Source organism: Aurantiacibacter aquimixticola, assembly GCF_003605475.1.
Taxonomy (GTDB): Bacteria; Pseudomonadota; Alphaproteobacteria; order Sphingomonadales; family Sphingomonadaceae; genus Alteraurantiacibacter; species Alteraurantiacibacter aquimixticola_B.
This window is the reverse complement of the sequence record NZ_RAHX01000001.1, coordinates 500406-517110: the sequence shown is the minus strand read 5'-3', so window position 1 is coordinate 517110 and position 16705 is coordinate 500406. Positions and strand designations below refer to the sequence as shown.

At 63.0% G+C, this 16705-nt stretch carries 22 protein-coding genes; 11 read left to right on the top strand and 11 right to left on the bottom strand.

The annotated features are described in order from the left end of the window. Positions 1-20: 20 nt before the first annotated feature. From rpiB to D6201_RS12900, 8 genes are all read left to right on the top strand, one after another. Positions 21-458, top strand: a complete 438-nt coding sequence (gene rpiB / locus D6201_RS02700) for a ribose 5-phosphate isomerase B (protein ID WP_120047297.1) — start codon at positions 21-23, stop codon at positions 456-458. Position 459: 1 nt separating this feature from the next. Continuing rightward, complete coding sequence (glyA, locus tag D6201_RS02695) at positions 460-1767, top strand: serine hydroxymethyltransferase (RefSeq protein ID WP_120047296.1); 1308 nt, start codon at positions 460-462, stop codon at positions 1765-1767. Positions 1768-1770: 3 nt separating this feature from the next. After that, on the top strand, positions 1771-2013 hold the full coding sequence (locus tag D6201_RS02690; RefSeq protein ID WP_193725685.1) for a hypothetical protein: 243 nt from the start codon (positions 1771-1773) through the stop codon (positions 2011-2013). A gap of 3 nt (positions 2014-2016) precedes the next feature. Continuing rightward, on the top strand, positions 2017-2487 hold the full coding sequence (gene nrdR, locus D6201_RS02685) for a transcriptional regulator NrdR (RefSeq protein ID WP_120047295.1): 471 nt from the start codon (positions 2017-2019) through the stop codon (positions 2485-2487). Further along, positions 2480-3208 carry an RNA methyltransferase gene (locus tag D6201_RS02680; protein ID WP_120047294.1) on the top strand — a complete coding sequence of 243 codons (729 nt, stop codon included), beginning with the start codon at positions 2480-2482 and terminating at the stop codon, positions 3206-3208. Before nrdR ends, D6201_RS02680 begins: the two co-directional genes overlap by 8 nt. 93 nt (positions 3209-3301) lie before the next feature. Beyond that, positions 3302-3592: a hypothetical protein gene (locus D6201_RS02675; RefSeq protein ID WP_120047293.1), complete on the top strand. Its 291-nt coding sequence runs from the start codon at positions 3302-3304 to the stop codon at positions 3590-3592. A 238-nt stretch (positions 3593-3830) separates the two neighbouring features. Further along, positions 3831-4445 carry a 30S ribosomal protein S4 gene (gene rpsD / locus D6201_RS02670; protein WP_120047292.1) on the top strand — a complete coding sequence of 205 codons (615 nt, stop codon included), beginning with the start codon at positions 3831-3833 and terminating at the stop codon, positions 4443-4445. 111 nt (positions 4446-4556) lie between these two features. Next, positions 4557-4730, top strand: a complete 174-nt coding sequence (locus tag D6201_RS12900) for a hypothetical protein (protein WP_165853475.1) — start codon at positions 4557-4559, stop codon at positions 4728-4730. Here D6201_RS12900 and D6201_RS02665 read toward each other — a convergent pair. The 11 genes from D6201_RS02665 to D6201_RS02615 form a co-directional block, all read right to left on the bottom strand. Then, complete coding sequence (locus D6201_RS02665) at positions 4727-5029, bottom strand: chorismate mutase (RefSeq protein ID WP_120047291.1); 303 nt, start codon at positions 5027-5029, stop codon at positions 4727-4729. The genes D6201_RS12900 and D6201_RS02665 overlap by 4 nt on opposite strands. Before the next feature lie 4 nt (positions 5030-5033). Further along, positions 5034-6170, bottom strand: coding sequence for a tRNA guanosine(34) transglycosylase Tgt (tgt, locus tag D6201_RS02660; protein ID WP_120047290.1), 1137 nt, complete (start codon positions 6168-6170; stop codon positions 5034-5036). Further along, positions 6160-7110, bottom strand: a complete 951-nt coding sequence (locus D6201_RS02655; RefSeq protein WP_120049153.1) for a DUF481 domain-containing protein — start codon at positions 7108-7110, stop codon at positions 6160-6162. Before D6201_RS02655 ends, tgt begins: the two co-directional genes overlap by 11 nt. A 101-nt stretch (positions 7111-7211) precedes the next feature. Next, positions 7212-7772, bottom strand: a complete 561-nt coding sequence (locus D6201_RS02650; protein ID WP_133303924.1) for an outer membrane beta-barrel protein — start codon at positions 7770-7772, stop codon at positions 7212-7214. 144 nt (positions 7773-7916) lie between these two features. Continuing rightward, complete coding sequence (locus tag D6201_RS02645) at positions 7917-8684, bottom strand: ABC transporter permease (RefSeq protein ID WP_120047288.1); 768 nt, start codon at positions 8682-8684, stop codon at positions 7917-7919. Next, on the bottom strand, positions 8681-9628 hold the full coding sequence (locus tag D6201_RS02640) for an ABC transporter ATP-binding protein (RefSeq protein WP_120047287.1): 948 nt from the start codon (positions 9626-9628) through the stop codon (positions 8681-8683). Before D6201_RS02640 ends, D6201_RS02645 begins: the two co-directional genes overlap by 4 nt. A 40-nt stretch (positions 9629-9668) precedes the next feature. After that, the gene (gene queA / locus D6201_RS02635; protein ID WP_120049152.1) at positions 9669-10697 is read right to left on the bottom strand and encodes a tRNA preQ1(34) S-adenosylmethionine ribosyltransferase-isomerase QueA; all 1029 of its coding nucleotides are present in this window, start codon (positions 10695-10697) and stop codon (positions 9669-9671) included. Between the two features lie 39 nt (positions 10698-10736). Then, positions 10737-11435 carry a peptidylprolyl isomerase gene (locus tag D6201_RS02630; RefSeq protein ID WP_120047286.1) on the bottom strand — a complete coding sequence of 233 codons (699 nt, stop codon included), beginning with the start codon at positions 11433-11435 and terminating at the stop codon, positions 10737-10739. A 94-nt stretch (positions 11436-11529) separates the two neighbouring features. Beyond that, positions 11530-12057: a pantetheine-phosphate adenylyltransferase gene (gene coaD, locus D6201_RS02625; RefSeq protein WP_120047285.1), complete on the bottom strand. Its 528-nt coding sequence runs from the start codon at positions 12055-12057 to the stop codon at positions 11530-11532. Beyond that, positions 12054-12965, bottom strand: coding sequence for a polyprenyl synthetase family protein (locus tag D6201_RS02620; RefSeq protein ID WP_120047284.1), 912 nt, complete (start codon positions 12963-12965; stop codon positions 12054-12056). The genes coaD and D6201_RS02620 overlap by 4 nt, the downstream gene beginning before the upstream one ends. 12 nt (positions 12966-12977) lie before the next feature. Further along, positions 12978-13226, bottom strand: a complete 249-nt coding sequence (locus D6201_RS02615) for an exodeoxyribonuclease VII small subunit (protein WP_120047283.1) — start codon at positions 13224-13226, stop codon at positions 12978-12980. Between the two features lie 58 nt (positions 13227-13284). Here D6201_RS02615 and D6201_RS02610 point away from each other — a divergent pair, with 58 nt between their 5' ends. The 3 genes from D6201_RS02610 (at position 13285) to D6201_RS02600 (ending at position 16682) form a co-directional block, all read left to right on the top strand. Further along, entirely contained in the window at positions 13285-13686 is a 402-nt protein-coding gene (locus D6201_RS02610) for a DUF2177 family protein (RefSeq protein WP_120049151.1), read from the top strand. Between the two features lie 62 nt (positions 13687-13748). Beyond that, positions 13749-15986, top strand: a complete 2238-nt coding sequence (gene purL / locus D6201_RS02605; RefSeq protein ID WP_120047282.1) for a phosphoribosylformylglycinamidine synthase subunit PurL — start codon at positions 13749-13751, stop codon at positions 15984-15986. Between the two features lie 9 nt (positions 15987-15995). After that, the gene (locus D6201_RS02600; protein WP_120047281.1) at positions 15996-16682 is read left to right on the top strand and encodes a nitroreductase family protein; all 687 of its coding nucleotides are present in this window, start codon (positions 15996-15998) and stop codon (positions 16680-16682) included. The last annotated feature ends 23 nt before the right edge of the window (positions 16683-16705 follow it).

Below are 16705 nucleotides of genomic sequence, written 5' to 3'. Positions count from 1 at the left end.
GCGGCTTTATGTGATGGGCCATGCGCATCGCCATAGCTTCCGACCATGCCGCCACGGATCTCAAGGCCGAGCTTCGCGACTGGCTCATCGAGGAAGGCCACGAGGTGGCCGACCTTGGGCCTGAGCCTGGCGAGAGCGTCGATTACCCCGATTACGGCCGCAAGCTGGCCGATGTCGTTTCGGAAGGCACGGCGGAGCGCGGTATCGCGCTGTGCGGCAGCGGTATCGGCATTTCGATGGCCTGCAATCGCAATCCCGAAATTCGCTGCGCGCTCGTCTCCGAACCGCTTTCCGCTGCCCTCGCCCGAGAGCACAATGACGCGAACGTTATCGCGATGGGCGCACGGCTGACCGGCGGCGAGATGGCGAAAGCCTGCGTCACAGCCTTCCTGTCCACCGATTTCGCCGGCGGCCGCCACCAGCGCCGCGTCGACAAGCTCTCCTTTCTGGAAAACTGATATGGCCACCCAGCACGACTATACTCCCGACATGTCCCGCTTCTGGAGCGACACGCTCGCCGAGGCCGATCCCGAAATCGCCGCAGCGGTTGATAAGGAGCTGGCTCGCCAGCGTGACAAGATCGAATTGATTGCGAGCGAGAACATTGCTTCGACGGCCGTACTCGAAGCCGCGGGCAGCGTGTTCACGAACAAATATGCAGAGGGCTATCCGGGCAAGCGCTACTACGGCGGCTGCGACTATGCCGACGTGGTTGAAAATCTCGCGATCGAGCGGGCGAAAAAGCTGTTCGGTTGCGAATTCGCAAACGTGCAGCCCAATAGCGGCAGCCAGATGAACCAGGCGGTCTTCCTCGCGCTGCTGGAACCGGGCGACACTTTCATGGGGCTCGACCTGAATTCAGGTGGTCACCTGACTCACGGCTCACCGGTCAACATGTCCGGGAAGTGGTTCAATCCGGTCGCTTACGGCGTCCGCAAGGATGACGAACTGATCGACATGGACGCCGTCATGGCGACCGCCAAGGAACACAAGCCCAAGCTCATCATCGCGGGCGGCACCGCATACAGCCGCGTCTGGGATTGGGAAGCGTTCCGCCGCGTCGCGGACGAGGTGGGGGCGATCCTGATGGTCGATATGAGCCATATTTCAGGCCTTGTGGCGGGCGGGGCGCACCCCTCGCCCTTCCCGCACGCCGATGTCGTCACCTCCACCACGCACAAGTCTCTGCGTGGACCGCGTTCCGGCGTGATCCTGTGGAATGACGAAAAATACACCAAACCTATCAACATGGCGGTATTCCCCGGCATGCAGGGCGGCCCGCTGATGCACATCGTCGCCGCCAAGGCCGTCGCCTTTGCAGAAGCACTGCGGCCCGATTTCAAGACCTATGCCCGCGCCGTGGTCGAGAACGCCCGCGCGCTTGCTGCCAGCATCGAACAGAACGGCCTGCGCGTCGTTTCCGGCGGGACGGACAATCATTCCATGTTGGTAGATCTGACGCCGATGGACGTCACCGGCAAGGCAGCGGAAAAGGGCCTCGATCGCGCCTACCTCACGTGCAACAAGAACGGTATTCCCTTCGACATGCGCAGCCCCTTCGTCACCAGCGGCATCCGTCTCGGCACCCCCGCTGGTACCACGCGCGGCTTCGGCCCGGCGGAATTCCGCAAGGTCGGCGCGATGATCGTCGAGGTTGTGCAGGGCTTGAGCGATAAGGGGGACGAGGGCGATGCCGCTATCGAAGAGCGTGTTCGCCGCCAGGTCGGCGAGCTGTGCGATGCCTTTCCCGTATATCCCGGACGATAAGACATGACCGAACACCGCAGAAATGATCGCCGCGACCATGACGATATCGACCGCTTCATCCTGAAGGACGCCGTCGATGAAGCGAAAGCGATCGGACGCGAGGGCATGAAACATCCCTCGACCAAGCCGGTGCTGACAGGTGCGGCGGTAGGCGCGCTGGTGGGCGGCGTGCTGCCGGTCGTCACCTTGCCGATCGGCCTCGTCGCCGGTGCGGGCTATATGCTCTACAAGCGCATTCGCCCCTGACCGATGAGATGCCCCTTCTGCGCGAATGAAGACAGCCAGGTAAAGGATTCGCGCCCCACCGAAGACAACACCGCAATCCGCCGTCGCCGCCAGTGCGAAGGCTGCGGCGCCCGCTTCACCACGTTCGAGCGCGTGCAGCTGCGCGATGTCAGCATCGTGAAGACCGGCGATCGGCGGGAGAGCTTCGATCGCGCGAAGATCGAGCAGTCGGTCGCGCTCGCCTGCCGAAAGCGCGGGATCGAGCAGGAGCGGATTGACCAGCTCGTTTCGGGCATTCAGCGACAGGTCGAAACCGCGGGCGAAAGCGAAATCCCCGCGAGCCGCATCGGTGAGATGGTGATGGACGGCCTGCGCCAGCTCGATTCCGTCGCCTATATTCGCTTCGCATCGGTCTATCGCGATTTCAGCGAGGCGCGCGATTTCGAGGAATTCGCGAGCACCGTGCAGGCTGCCGCGTCGGACAGCGATGACTGAAGCGCAGCAACCCGTCATCGTGCTGGTGTGTCCGCAGCTTGGAGAGAACATCGGCAAGGCGGCGCGCGCCATGCTCAATTTCGGCCTGACCGAGATGCGCCTGGTCGCCCCGCGCGACGGTTGGCCCAATCCCTCCGCCGGTCCTGCCGCTTCGGGCGCTGACATCGTATTGGAGCGGGCACAAGTGTTTGAAAGTACGGCGGATGCGGTTGCGGATTGCGCGCATGTCTATGCGACCACAGTGCGCAAGCGCGGGGTGACGAAGCCAGTGATGACGCCAGAAGCGGCGGCGCGGGAAGTGCCAACGCAGCCGGGGAGAAGCGCGTTTCTGTTCGGACCAGAACGCTCTGGCCTGGAAACCGACGATGTCGCCCTCGCCCGCACTATCGTCACCGCGCCGATCAACCCGCAATTCGGCTCCCTTAACCTCGCGCAGGCGGTAATCCTGATCGCTTACGAGCTTTCCAAACACGCCGATCTCGCCATGCCGACACAGGAGGAGCTCCTCCCGCCCGCTCCGCAGAAGGAGCTGGAAGGGCTCGTCGAACAGCTCGAGGGCATGCTGGAACCGAGGGGCTACTTCTTTCCCGAAAGCCGTGCAGAGGCCACCCGCCGCAATCTGCGTGGGTTGCTGACGAAGCCGGGATGGAACCACCTGGAGGTCCGCACGCTGCGCGGAGTGCTGTCATCGTTACAACGGCCGGACCGCCCTGCCGACTGACTTCTTTGAGTCCTCCGTCGCGGTGTGATATTATTCTGAGAAACACAGGGAGGACCTATGCGAAAGATCCTATCGTGCGCGGCGCTGGTGGTCATGATACCGACGTCCGCCATGGCGCAAGATGCGCCCGAAGAAGCCGCCGAAACGCAGGAATCTCAAGAAGAGATCGTCGTGACGGGCGAAATCGCTGAGGAGGATCGGACCCGATGCCGCGTGATCCGCATAACCGGGACACGGTTTCGCGAAGAAGTCTGCATGTCGCAGCGAGAGCTCGACGAACAGCGCACGAACCATCGTGATACCGTCAACGATCACCGCTATGCCGGGGCACCCTATGTCGAGGACAATGACAATCAGCCTGGCCCGGATGCCGCGCCCCCTTGATCGCCTTCGCGCGCTAAGCCCGAGACAGCGCTGATGCGCCAGACCCGCGAATGACGAGCTCATTCTACGCGCCTTGAGTCTTGACTTCATCACGTGCGCAGCTACATGCGCGCCTTCGCTGAAATTGGCCCCGCATCCCGGTGAAGCGGTGGCCGCGTCGTGGATTTCGCCGCGGCGGTGCGATGCCGGGTTGAATGGCTGCCGTATGGGCAGTCCAGCAGATGAAAGGACTCGACTTATGTCGAAGCGTACGCGTGCGAAGCACAAACTCGACCGCCGGATGGGCGAAAACATCTGGGGTCGTCCAAATTCTCCGGTTAACAAGCGTTCCTACGGCCCGGGCCAGCACGGCCAGCGTCGCAAGGGCAAGATGTCCGACTTCGGCCTGCAGCTGCGCGCCAAGCAGAAGCTTAAAGGCTATTACGGCGACGTCACCGAAAAGCAATTCAAGGCGACCTACAAGGACGCGAGCCGCATGAAGGGCGACACGGGTATGAACCTGATCGGCCTGCTCGAGCGTCGTCTCGACATGATCGTCTATCGCGCCAAGTTCGCACCGACGATCTTCGCCGCGCGCCAGATCGTCAATCACGGCCACATCAAGGTCAATGGCGTGAAGTGCAACATCCCCTCGCGCCGTTGCGATGTGGGCGATGTGATTTCGCTGGGCGAAAAGGCCAAGGAAATGGCGCTGGTGATCGAGGCGCAGAGCCTGCCGGAGCGTGAAATCCCCGACTACGTAGCCACCGATGGCAACGAAAAGGTGACCTTCAGCCGGGTGCCCTCTCTCGATGAAGTGCCCTATCCGGTACAGATGGAACCGAACCTCGTGGTCGAGTTCTACTCGCGCTGATCCGGCGATCAGAAACGAAAACGGGGCGGTCCTTCGGGGCCGCCCTTTTTCGTTTCGACTGGTCGATTTTTGCTGGAACTCTGCAAGGATTGCGGGTGTTTAGCGCTCATCATGACACAGTATCGCTTCATCACGAGAACCCGTAAGGGCAAGTGGTACGACAGGCTTGCCGATGCGCAGGCTTTCGCGCAGCGCATAGGCGCCGGCTTTCTCGATGCACGCGGTCGCTTCGTTGCCTATCGCGGCACGGTCATGGAAATGCGCGAGAAGCCGCGCACAGCCTAAGCGCGCGTCTCGTCCCAAACGTCGAATTCGTAGGCGATGGAGCCTTCGACCAAGCGTTCCCAGACATCGCCGATAACATCTGCCGGAATGCCGACACGCTCCGCTTCGGCCTTGGCCGCGGCGATCACGGAAGCCTTGCGTTTTTCGTCCCGGACAGTGTCACGGTTCGGCTTTATGCGAGCAGCGGCGCGCATGTAGCCGAACCGCCGCGCCAGCAGTGAGACAAGCTCACGGTCCGTCGCGTCGACGCCTTCGCGCACCTCGGTCATGCTGGTGCAATCGTCGGGCATTTTCGGCATCGGATCAGGCTTCCAGATAATCGGCGCGGAACGTGGCCGCGAAAGCGGCAAATGTGCCAGCGCCAATGGCATCACGCATCGTCTGCATCAACTGCTGATAGAAGGACAAATTGTGCTCGGTCAGCAGCATGGCGCCGAGGATCTCGCCCGATTTGTGCAGATGGTGGAGATAAGCGCGCGAGTAATTGCCGCAGGTCGGGCACGTGCAGCGCGGATCAAGCGGGCCGGTATCCTCTGCGTGGCGCGCATTGCGCAGGTTTATCGGGCCGTTCCAGGTAAAGCCCTGCCCGTTTCGACCCGAGCGCGTGGGCAGTACGCAATCGAACATGTCTATGCCGCGCTCTACCGCGCCGACGAGATCGTCCGGTTTGCCCACCCCCATCAGATATCGCGGCGCTTCTTCGGGCAGCATATCGGGGGCGTAGTCGAGCACGCCGAACATCGCTTCCTGACCCTCGCCCACGGCCAGCCCGCCAACGGCATAGCCGTCGAAGTCGATCGCCCGCAGCGCTTCCGCTGATCGCGCCCGCAGGCCTCGGTCCAGAGCGCCCTGCTGGATGCCGAAAAGAGCGGCGTTTGCGGCATGCTCTCCGCCCGCGTCGAAGGCGTCCCGGCTCCGCTGCGCCCAGCGCATAGAAAGCTCCATGCTCGCCTCGATCTCCGCCATCGGCCGGTCGGCACGCGGACATTCGTCGAAGGCCATAACGATGTCGGAGCCGAGAAGCCGCTGGATTTCAATGCTGCGCTCCGGCGTCAGCATGTGCTTGGAGCCATCGATGTGGCTGCGAAACTCCACGCCCTTTTCGGTCAGCTTGCGCAGGTCCGAAAGGCTCATCACCTGGTAGCCACCGCTATCGGTCAGGATCGGGCGGTCCCAGCGCATGAATTCATGCAGCCCACCCAGCCTTGCCATCCGTTCCGCGCCAGGACGCAGCATCAGGTGATAGGTGTTGCCGAGGATGATGTCCGCACCCGTCGCCCGCACACTTTCGGGCTTCATCGCCTTCACTGTGGCCGCCGTGCCTACCGGCATGAAGGCGGGCGTGCGGATTGTGCCGCGCCGCATGGCGATTTCGCCCGTGCGCGCACGTCCATCTCTCGCCTTCAAACTGAAGGCGAAGCGCGGGCGATCAGAAGCCATAGACCAGCGTGAACCGGGTCAGCGTGTCGGTGCTCACCGCGCCTTCCGGCGGATTGCTGTCATATTCCACCGTGTAGGAAAGCCGGGCGGAGAGATTGTCGCTGATCCCGGCTTCGAGGCCGGTAATCGCGGTCAGGCTGGTGTTGGAGCCATCGACGATCAGCAGTGCCTCGCCTCCTGTCTCAACCGTGGAATTGGCATCCTGCGTCAGCTTCAGGCTGTCGCTGATCCGCCAGTCGAAATCGAGCCCTGCCAGCGCGGCCAGACGGCTGGAGGTGCCCCCGTCCACGAATTCGGTCACGCGATAGGCGGGGCCGGCCTTCACCGACAGCTCCAGCCTGTCATTGTCGACGACGCGATAGCCGATGCCGCCGGAGGCGACGTAGCGGGCGGAGAAGCGTTGCCTTGTATCGCGCTCGAACTGGGTCAGGCCAAAAGCGAAAACGCGCTCGCTGATCTGGAAACGTGGTTCGTACTGGGCGAGGAATTGCTCGCGCGAGGTTGTGCCTTCGACTTCGCGATAATCGGCGGCAAGCCGCAGGCGGTGTTCCCAATCGATCCCTTCGCGTTCCAGCTTCAGGGCCGCGGTCACGCCGAATTCGTCTGAATTTCCGGATGACTGGAAAGCGCCGATCTGGCCTTCGCCGCTCCAATTGTCGAACAGGCCCGCCTGCCGGATTTCCTGCTCCTGCGCGGCGGCCCGCGCTTGCGCAAGGCGCGCCTGCTCCGCCTTATAGGCATCGAAGCGCGCCTGGATTTCCTCTGAACTGTTCGGGAAAGCGGTGCGCGCGGTGTTCACCACGGCTTCGACGGCATCGGCATCGCCGGTTTCGATCGCTGCATCGATCATCGCGCGGGCGGCATCGGGCAACGCTTCCTGCGCTGTGGCGGGGGCCGCGATGCATGCCAGCGGGGCGGCAAATATCAGAGCTCTCATCATGCCGCGCTCGCTAGCGTCTCGCCGCGCCATTCGCCAGCCCCACATGCAAAGAGCCGACACCGCGATTGCGACACCGGCTCTTCGATTTGCAAATAATGTACTTAGAAGCGGAAGCCGACGCCCGCAGTCGCACGCGCGGTGTCGAAGCCGATGGTGTCGACATTGACGCGCAGCATGCTGCTTTCGCCGAGCGGAAACTCGACGCCCGCACCGACGAGGTAGTCGCCCGCAGTGTCGTCGAGACCGACGAAATCGGCGTCGGTCAGTTCTTCCCCATCGATGAAGATGATGTTGGAATAGTCGAGGTTCAGTTCCTGGTAGCCGCCGCGCAGGTAGTACTTCGCTCCGCCCGCATCGACGAAACCGATACGCGCCGATGCGCCATATTCGCTATCGAGCGCTTCGGTGCCGAGGTGGAAGTTCGCTTCCGCGCCGACGAACAGGCTTTCACCGGCCATTACGTCCGCGCCGACGAAGCCGCCGAAAATGAAGCTGCCATCTTCGATGGTGACGCCGTCGAAGATGTCCTCGACTTCATTCTCTACACCCAAGTCGTGATAACCACCGGAAATGCCACCGAAGACTTCGGCCTGCGCGTGCGCGACCGAGGGAATGGCGAGAGCGGCGACCGAAGCGGTGGCCGCGAAAAAAAGTTTCCTCATGATGTTTTCATCCTGCAAATGTTCTCTCGTTCCCGAGACAGTCGGGCGGTGAGCGATCTGCGCTCGCACCGCTTTCTCGATTCTGAACGAATATTACACTTCCACGAAAGATATTTGGCATCCGACCAACGACGAGGTTCGGGGCTATTCGCGCAGGCGCCAGCCCGTTTTGAACACCCATGCGATGATGGCGATGCAGATGAAGAGAAAGAGCAGCGTCATGCCGAAGCTGAAACCGATATCGACTTCCGCGCGGCCGAAGAACGTCCAGCGCAGCCCGTTCACCAGGTAGACGATGGGATTGAACAGCGCGACGGTGCGCCACGGCTCCGCCAGCATGTCGATCGAGTAGAAGGTGCCGCCAAGGAAGGTGAGCGGCGTCAGCAGCAGCAACGGCACGATCTGCAGCTTCTCGAAGCTCGTCGCCCAAAGTCCGAGGATGAAGCCGAACAGGGAAAAACTGGCGGAAACCAGTAGGATGAAGACGAAAGCGAAGAATGGGTGCGCAATCGTGTAATCGACGAAAAGCAGCGCGGTCGTCAGGATTATCGTCGCCAGGATCAGCGACTTCACCGCCGCCGCTCCGACGAAGCCGATCAGCGTCTCGACCACGCCTACTGGCGCGGAGAGCAACTCGTAAATCGCACCTGTGAATTTGGGCATGTAGATGCCGAAGCTCGCATTGCTGGTGCTTTCGGTCAGCAGGGTGAGCATCAAGAGGCCCGGCACAATGAATGCGCCGTAGGGGATGCCGTCCACTTCCTGCATCCGCCCGCCGATCGCCGCGCCGAAGACGATGAAATAAAGCGACGTCGTGATCACGGGCGACAGGATCGAACCGAAGGCGGTGCGGAACATCCGCATCAGCTCGTTCTTGAAGATGGCGAACGCGCCGCGAAGGTTGAGAGTCACGCCGCCTGCTCCTCTTTGTCTTCCACCAGGTCGACGAAAATATCTTCCAGCGTGCTCTCGCGCGTGTCGAGCCCGATGAAAGCCACACCTTCTCGCGTAAGGCGCTGGGCGAGATCGGCGACCTCGCGCTTACCCTTCCCCGTCCCGTCGCCGCCGCGATAGATCAGGCATGTGCCCTCGCCTTCCAGCGTCAGCGGGTAGTCGGAGAGCGCCGCCGGAATATTGACCATCGGCTCGGCCAGCGTGAAATGCGCTTCCGTGCGGCCGAGCTTGGACATGATTGCGCTCTTGTCGTCCACCAGCAGCACCTTGCCCTTATTGATGACGCCCACGCGATCGGCCATCTCCTCGGCCTCCTCGATATAATGCGTGGTAAGGATGATGGTGACGCCGCGATCGCGCAGCGCGTCGATCTGCCGCCACATATCGCGCCGCAGCTCGACATCAACACCGGCGGTCGGCTCGTCGAGGAAAAGAAGCTCGGGGTCGTGTGACAGCGCCTTGGCGATCATCACCCGCCGCTTCATGCCGCCCGAAAGCTCACGGATCTGCACGTCACGCTTGTCCCACAGGCTCAGGCTGCGCAGCACTTCCTCGATCCGCGCTTCGTCCGGCGGGCAGCCGAACATGCCGCGCGAAAAGCGCACTTGGCGCTGCACCTTGTCAAACATGTCGAAGCTGAGTTCCTGCGGCACCAGTCCGATCTTGCGGCGCGCCGTCTTCCAGTGACGCTCCATGTCCATGCCAAACGCCCGGATCATGCCGCCGGTGGGTCGCACCATGCCGCAGACGGCGCCGATCAGCGTCGTCTTGCCTGCGCCATTGGGGCCCAGAAGCGCGAAGATCTCCCCGCGCCGGATTTCCAGATCGACCCCGTCGAGCGCCTTTACGCCGCCGCGATACGTCTTTTCGAGGCCGCGAATGTCGAGGATGGGTTCGTCCATGCGCGAACAGGTGGCCATGAACGCCGCGCTTGGCAAGCGATCAGGGGATCAGCAGGCTGGAATCGCCATAGCTGTAGAACCGGTATCGCTCGGCGATGGCGTGGGCGTAGACCGTCATCATTCGCTCGCGGCCCATCAGCGCGCTCACCAGCATCATCAGCGTCGATTTCGGCAGGTGGAAGTTGGTCATGAGGCCATCCGCCGCACGGAATCGGTAACCGGGCGTGATGAAGATGTCAGTGTCCGCCGCGAACGGCTGGATCACGCCATCTGCATCGGCGGCGCTTTCGAGCAGACGCAGGCTCGTCGTGCCGACCGCGATCAGCCTGCCACCGGCCTCCCGCGCGGCGTTCAGGCGTTTCGCCGTGTCCGCCTCTATCCGCCCGAACTCGGCGTGCATGGCGTGATCGTCCGTATCCTCGGCCTTTACCGGCAGGAATGTGCCCGCGCCGACATGCAGCGTGAGCGTTTCGCGCTTCACCCCTCGCGCTTCCAATGCCTCGATCAGCCGCGGCGTGAAATGCAGTGCAGCGGTGGGCGCGGCAACGGCACCATCCTCCCGCGCGAACATCGTCTGATAATCCTCGCGGTCCCGCTCGTCCGTGGTGCGCTTGCCGGCGATATAGGGCGGCAGCGGCATGCGCCCCGCCCGCTCAAGCATCACCTCGACCGGCTCATCGCCCGCGAAGCCAAGCGTGAAGGAGCCATCGGCATGCCGCTGCTCCGCCACGGCCTCGACATCGCCGCCGAATGCAATCGTGTCACCTTCGCGCAAACGCTTTGCATTGCGGATGAACGCCTGCCAGCGCCTCAGATCGATCCGCTTGTGCAGCGTGGCACCGATCTTCGCTTCTCCCCGCCTGCCTTCCAGCTGCGCGGGGATCACCCGAGTATCGTTGAAAACGAGCAGATCGCCTGGTTCGAGCAGGCCGGGGAGGTCCAGGACGCCGCGATCTTCCAGCGAAGCATCGCCACGCGCAACCAGCAAGCGCGCCGCATCGCGCGGCCGCACCGGGCGCAGCGCAATCAGCTCTTGCGGTAGCTCGAAATCGAAAAGGTCGACTTTCACGAAAGCGCCGCTAGCGCAGCGCAACGCGGATGGCGAGGATTACTCCCCGACCGGCGCGTTCAGCATGTCGAGCGTGATTTCCTCTTCCACCTGCACTGCTTGCGGCATCGCCTGCGGGAGTCCGTCTGCCGCGATGCTCGCCTGCAAGACCCGCGTGGGATTGATGGGCGGCTCACCCCGCGCAATGGCATCCACGGCGGGCATGTTCGAGATCACGCGGCCGAAATTGGTGTAATTCCGGTCCAGCGCGAAGGTCGGGTAGAACACGATGAAGAACTGGCTGTTCGCGCTGTCTTCATCATCGGCGCGCGCCATCGAAACACTGCCGCGCACGTGCGGCAGGTAATTGAACTCCTCCTCCAGGTCGGGCAGCTCGCTATTGCCGCCGCCCGTGCCGGTCGGATCGCCGGTTTGCGCCATGAAGCCGTCGATCACACGGTGGAAGATCACGCCGTTGTAGAAACCCTGACGCGTGAGCGTCTTGATCCGCTCGACATGGTTGGGCGCCCATTCGGGGACGAGGCGGATTGCCACACGCTCGCCTGTCGATAGGTCGAGAAGCAGAATATTCTCCTGCTCCTGCGCCATGTCGAAGTTGACGGTAACAGGCAGGCGCCGCGCCGTGGTGTTTGTTTCGGCCACCGTGTCTACGGCCGGCGTCAGTGCCGTGTCCTGTGCGGCGGCAGGCGTCGAAAAGGCGATGGCCGCAGCGGCGGAAAGCGCGAGGGTGCGAAACATGAGAAAATCCGTCCAAAAATGGCGTTAACGATTGCGCGATGCTCTAGGAGCGGTGGGCTGACAGTTCAATGAACATGCGGGGCAGCGCCGGGGATCAGTATTCACCCTTCCGGCCGATCTCGGCAACACGCTCTTCCACGCGGGCTTTCACCGGCGGCGCGACGAAAGGTGTGATGTCACCGCCGTACAGCGCGATTTCCTTCACCAGCTTGCTGGCAATGGGTTGAAGCGAGATATCGGCCATCAGGAAGACCGTCTCGATCGAATCGTCGATCTGCTGGTTCATGCCGGCCATCTGATATTCGTATTCGAAATCAGCGACCGCGCGCAGGCCGCGAATGATGACGCCCGCACCCACATGGTCGGCGAATTTCATCAGCAGCGCGTCGAAGCCTTGTATCTCGACATTGTCGAGGGCGAGCCGCTCGACCTCCGCGCGCATCATTGCGATCCGCTCGTCGGGCGTGAACATCGGGTTCTTGCTCGGATTGGTCGTGACGCCGACGATCAGCGTGTCGACCAGCTTGCTGCCCCGCCGGATGATGTCCGCATGGCCAAGCGTGACGGGATCGAACGTGCCGGGATAAATGCCGATGCGCCCCTGTGTCGTCTTCGCGCTCACCGATCCCGCTCCACGATGAAGCGAGCGAGCGCGCGCAGCAGGTCCGCTTCCTCGCCATGCTGGGACAGATGTCCGATGGCTTGCTCGGACAGAGCTTTTGCCTGTGCGCGGGCATCATCGATCCCCATCAGCGAAACGAAAGTCGCCTTGCCCGCATCGGCATCCTTGCGAAGCGCCTTGCCCGCCACTTCTTCGTCACCTTCCTCATCCAGCAAATCGTCGGCGATCTGGAAGGCGAGGCCGATATCGCGGGCATAGGCGCGCAGATGCGCTCTGCCCTCTTCGGGCACCTTGCCGAGCACCGCGCCCATTTCGACTGCCGCGCCGAGCAGCGCGCCGGTCTTCAGCTGCTGCAGCCGTGTGATGGTGTGCAGATCGAGCTCGCCCTTCGCGCTCTCAGCAGCGATGTCCATCACCTGGCCGCCCGCCATGCCCTTGTGGCCGCTGGCGGAAGCGAGCGCGTGGACCAGCTCGGCGCGAATAAATGGATCTTCGCTGACCTTCATTCCGCCTAAAATCTCGAAGGCCAGCGCGTGGAGGGAATCGCCCGCCAGCACTGCGATGGCCTCGTCATATTTCCTGTGCAGGGTCGGCTTGCCGTGGCGCAGATCGTCATCGTCCATGCAGGGCAAGTCGTCGTGGATCAGCGAATAGACGTGGATCGCTTCAATCGCGCATCCTGCATAGACCGCCGCCGCGCGGCTCGCCCCGTACATCTCCGCCACGGACACCAGCAACAGCGGTCGCACCCGCTTGCCGCCGCCGATGGCGGCATAGCGCATGGCCTCGACAAGTGTCGCGCTGCTGTCTTCTGGCACGGGCAGCAGCCCATCGAAGGCGTCGTCCACCTCGCGCTGGATGCGCTGAAGTCCCCTGCCGAGCACGTCGTCCGCGATCACTAGCCCCATCAGCCCGCAGCCCTATTCGGCATCGAAGGGTTGTGTGCCGGTCGGCTTGCCATCCGGCCCGGCGACGATCCTCTCGATCCGCGCCTGGGCCGCGTCGAGCCGCGCCTGGCAATGCCGCCGCAGGGCCTCGCCACGTTCGTAAAGCGCGATACTTTCATCGAGCGGCACTTCACCGCCTTCGAGGCGGCGCACAGTGTCTTCGAGAGCTTTCAAGGCCTGCTCGAAACTCATGTCGGCGATATTCGGAGCGTGTTCTCCCATATGGCGACCATTGACGCTGGCGGGCCGCAGGGTCAAGCAGGCGCGAAGGAGCCTGCGCATGTTGAAGTGGATTATCGCCTATATCGCCGCTGCGGTGGCCTTCGGCGCGCTGGATTCGGTGTGGCTGCGCTGGGCGTCGGACAATCTCTATCGCCCCGTGATCGGGGAAATCATGGCGGAAAGCTTCCGCATGGGTCCGGCAATCGCCTTCTATCTGATCTATATCGGCGGGATGACGTGGTTCGCGATCCGCCCCGGGCTGGAAACCGGCAACGTGTTTACCGCGGCGCTGAACGGCGCGATCCTTGGGTTCGTGTGTTACGCGACCTTCGACTTCACCAGCCAGGCGGTGATGAAGGTGTGGGCGTGGCATATTAGCATTGCCGATATCGCCTGGGGCACGTTCGCCACCAGCATCGCAAGCACAATCGCATGCGGGGCCGCGCTCAGACTCGCCTGAGCGGGGAAAATCGCCGCCCGCAGGGCTAGCGCCTCACCACCCTGCTCGCTAAAGCGCGGCGCATGTCAGATATCACCCCCGAAGTGGTCGCCCAGCACGGGCTTTCCGAGGACGAATATGAGCGCGTGCTTCACGCGCTGGGCCGGGAACCGAACCTTGTCGAGCTCGGCATATTCTCGGTCATGTGGAGCGAGCATTGCTCCTACAAGTCGAGCCGCCTGCACCTCAAGAAGCTGCCGACCGAGGCACCATGGGTGATCTGCGGCCCGGGCGAAAATGCTGGCGTCATCGATATCGGCGACGGCCAGGCGGCCATTTTCAAGATGGAGAGCCACAACCACCCCTCCTATATCGAACCCTATCAGGGCGCGGCGACGGGCGTTGGCGGCATATTGCGCGACGTGTTCACCATGGGCGCGCGGCCGGTGGCGAATGCCAATGCGCTGCGCTTCGGGCGGCCCGATCATCCGAAGATGAAACACCTCGTGCAGGGCGTGGTTGCGGGCATTGGAGGATACGGCAATTGCGTGGGCGTGCCGACAGTGTGCGGCGAGACCAATTTCCACCCGGCCTATGACGGTAACATCCTCGTCAACGCGATGACGGTGGGCGTGGCCGATGCGGACAAGATCTTCTACAGCGCAGCGACCGGTGTCGGAAACCCCATCGTCTATGTCGGCTCCAAGACCGGACGCGACGGTATCCACGGCGCGACCATGGCCAGTGCCGATTTCGAGGAAGACGCCGACGCGAAGCGCCCCACGGTGCAGGTTGGCGATCCGTTCACCGAGAAGCTGCTGATCGAAGCCTGTCTCGAACTGATGGCGACCGATGCCATCGTCGCCATACAAGACATGGGCGCGGCGGGCCTGACCTCCTCCAGCGTCGAGATGGCGACCAATGGCAAGGCGGGCATCCGGCTCGACATGAACAAGGTGCCCTGCCGCGAAGACGGCATGACGCCATACGAAATGATGCTGAGCGAAAGCCAGGAGCGCATGCTCATGGTGTTGAAGCCCGGCAAGGAAGCCATGGCGCAGGCCATCTTCGAGAAATGGGAGCTCGATTTCGCGGTCATCGGTGAAGTCACCGATACGCGGCACATGGTGCTCGAATTCCACGGCGAGGTGGTGTGCGATATCCCGCTCGGTCCGCTCGCCGCCGACGCGCCGGAATATGATCGCCCTTACCTTTCGATGGACGACTATCTCGACTGGGCGGGCATCGCCCCCATGACCGAGCGACCCGATACCGACGATATCGGCGGCGACCTTCTGAAGCTGCTCGCCAGCCCCAATCTCGCCTCCCGCAACTGGATCAGCGAGCAATATGACAGCCAGGTCGGTGCGGATACGCTGCAGACCGGCGGCGATGCGGGCGTCGTGCGCGTACATGGCACGAAAAAGGCTCTCGCCATCAGCACGGACTGCACGCCGCGCTACGTCCATGCGAACCCCTATGAAGGCGGCAAGCAGGCAATTGCCGAGGCGTATCGCAACCTCTGCGCCGTCGGCGCGCGGCCACTCGCCGTCACCAATTGCCTCAACTTCGCGAACCCGCAGCGGCCCGAGATCATGGCGCAATTCGTCCACGCGCTCGAGGGCATGGGCCGCGCGTGCAAAGTGCTCGATTTCCCGATCGTGTCGGGCAATGTCAGCCTCTACAATGAGAGTAAAGCGACAGGCGGCGGCTCCGCCATCCTGCCCACGCCCGCCATCGGCGGGGTCGGCCTGATCGACGACTACGATCGCATGATGACCATGCCGTTCAAGGCGGCGGGCGAGACGATCTACCTGATCGCCCCCGAGGCCTGGGCGACCGCCGATCCCGAACGCTCGCATCTGGGCAAATCGCTCTGGCTGCAAGTCGTGCATGGCCGCGACGAGGGGCGCACCCCGCCGACCGATCTCATCCTCGAAAAAGCCGCCGGCGGCATCATCCGCGAACTAATCGCAGACGGGCTGGTGAGCGCGGTGCACGACATTTCCGACGGCGGCATGGCCGTCGCCCTGGCCGAAATGGCGATGGCGGGCGGAATTGGCGCGGAATTGGAAGAAGGCCATTCCAATTACACCGACGCGCAGTGGTGGTTCGGCGAGGACCAGGGCCGCTATGTCGTCACCGTGCCCGATACCGAAGCGTTGAACGAAGCGCTGTCCAAGGGCACCGAGAATGACGAGACGGCCGCGGTGGGCTTCACCCGCATCGGCAAGACCGGCGGCGATATTCTGTTCGGCAAAAGCGTTGCCGAGATGCGGGACGCGCATCGCAGCTTCTTCGTAGAGTGGATGGAGCGCTAGTCTCCCCAGATGAGCGAGAAGCACCACCCCTTCCCCGCTTTGCCCGACTTCACAGACGAGGAGCGCGTGGCCCGCGCCCACGCCGCGTTCGAACAGCTCAGGACACGCCACTCCTGCCGCGATTTCGCCGATACGCCGGTGCCACGCGAAGTGATCGAATACGCCATTCGCGCCGCCGGAACCGCGCCCAATGGCGCGAACCACCAGCCCTGGCATTTTGCCGTCATCGGGTCGCCGGAAAAGAAGCGGGCCGTGCGCGAGGCAGCAGAGGCCGAGGAGCGGCGTTTCTACGGCGAGGAGGGCGACAAGCCCAAGGCGAGCGAGGAATGGCTCGATGCCCTCGCCCCGATCGGAACCGACGCCAGCAAGCCCTATCTCGAAACCGCGCCGTGGCTGATCGCCTGCTTCGCCCAGCGCACCGGCGGGATTGCGGAGGATGGCGAAACGCAGAATTACTACGTCAATGAAAGCGTCGGCATCGCCTGCGGCATGCTCATTTCTACGCTGCACGAGGCGGGGCTGGCTACGCTGACGCATACGCCCTCACCCATGGGCTTTTTGCGCGCTCTGTGTGGCAGGCCGAAGAACGAAAAACCGCTGATGATAGTGGTGGCCGGGCTGCCCGGAGAAGGCGCGACGGTGCCCGAACATGCCATAAGGAAAAAGCCACTGGAGCAGATTTCCAGCTGGCTATAGTTCCTCCCCGGAACGGGGAGGGG

Coding starts and splice junctions, on each gene's coding strand:
- rpiB (WP_120047297.1), top strand. CDS start 21: ATGCGCATCGCCATAGCTTCCGACCATGCCGCCACGGATCTCAAGGCC.
- glyA (WP_120047296.1), top strand. CDS start 460: ATGGCCACCCAGCACGACTATACTCCCGACATGTCCCGCTTCTGGAGC.
- D6201_RS02690 (WP_193725685.1), top strand. CDS start 1,771: ATGACCGAACACCGCAGAAATGATCGCCGCGACCATGACGATATCGAC.
- nrdR (WP_120047295.1), top strand. CDS start 2,017: ATGAGATGCCCCTTCTGCGCGAATGAAGACAGCCAGGTAAAGGATTCG.
- D6201_RS02680 (WP_120047294.1), top strand. CDS start 2,480: ATGACTGAAGCGCAGCAACCCGTCATCGTGCTGGTGTGTCCGCAGCTT.
- D6201_RS02675 (WP_120047293.1), top strand. CDS start 3,302: ATGATACCGACGTCCGCCATGGCGCAAGATGCGCCCGAAGAAGCCGCC.
- rpsD (WP_120047292.1), top strand. CDS start 3,831: ATGTCGAAGCGTACGCGTGCGAAGCACAAACTCGACCGCCGGATGGGC.
- D6201_RS12900 (WP_165853475.1), top strand. CDS start 4,557: ATGACACAGTATCGCTTCATCACGAGAACCCGTAAGGGCAAGTGGTAC.
- D6201_RS02665 (WP_120047291.1), bottom strand. CDS start 5,029: ATGCCGAAAATGCCCGACGATTGCACCAGCATGACCGAGGTGCGCGAA.
- tgt (WP_120047290.1), bottom strand. CDS start 6,170: ATGGCTTCTGATCGCCCGCGCTTCGCCTTCAGTTTGAAGGCGAGAGAT.
- D6201_RS02655 (WP_120049153.1), bottom strand. CDS start 7,110: ATGATGAGAGCTCTGATATTTGCCGCCCCGCTGGCATGCATCGCGGCC.
- D6201_RS02650 (WP_133303924.1), bottom strand. CDS start 7,772: ATGAGGAAACTTTTTTTCGCGGCCACCGCTTCGGTCGCCGCTCTCGCC.
- D6201_RS02640 (WP_120047287.1), bottom strand. CDS start 9,628: ATGGACGAACCCATCCTCGACATTCGCGGCCTCGAAAAGACGTATCGC.
- D6201_RS02630 (WP_120047286.1), bottom strand. CDS start 11,435: ATGTTTCGCACCCTCGCGCTTTCCGCCGCTGCGGCCATCGCCTTTTCG.
- D6201_RS02620 (WP_120047284.1), bottom strand. CDS start 12,965: ATGGGGCTAGTGATCGCGGACGACGTGCTCGGCAGGGGACTTCAGCGC.
- D6201_RS02615 (WP_120047283.1), bottom strand. CDS start 13,226: ATGGGAGAACACGCTCCGAATATCGCCGACATGAGTTTCGAGCAGGCC.
- D6201_RS02610 (WP_120049151.1), top strand. CDS start 13,285: ATGTTGAAGTGGATTATCGCCTATATCGCCGCTGCGGTGGCCTTCGGC.
- purL (WP_120047282.1), top strand. CDS start 13,749: ATGTCAGATATCACCCCCGAAGTGGTCGCCCAGCACGGGCTTTCCGAG.
- D6201_RS02600 (WP_120047281.1), top strand. CDS start 15,996: ATGAGCGAGAAGCACCACCCCTTCCCCGCTTTGCCCGACTTCACAGAC.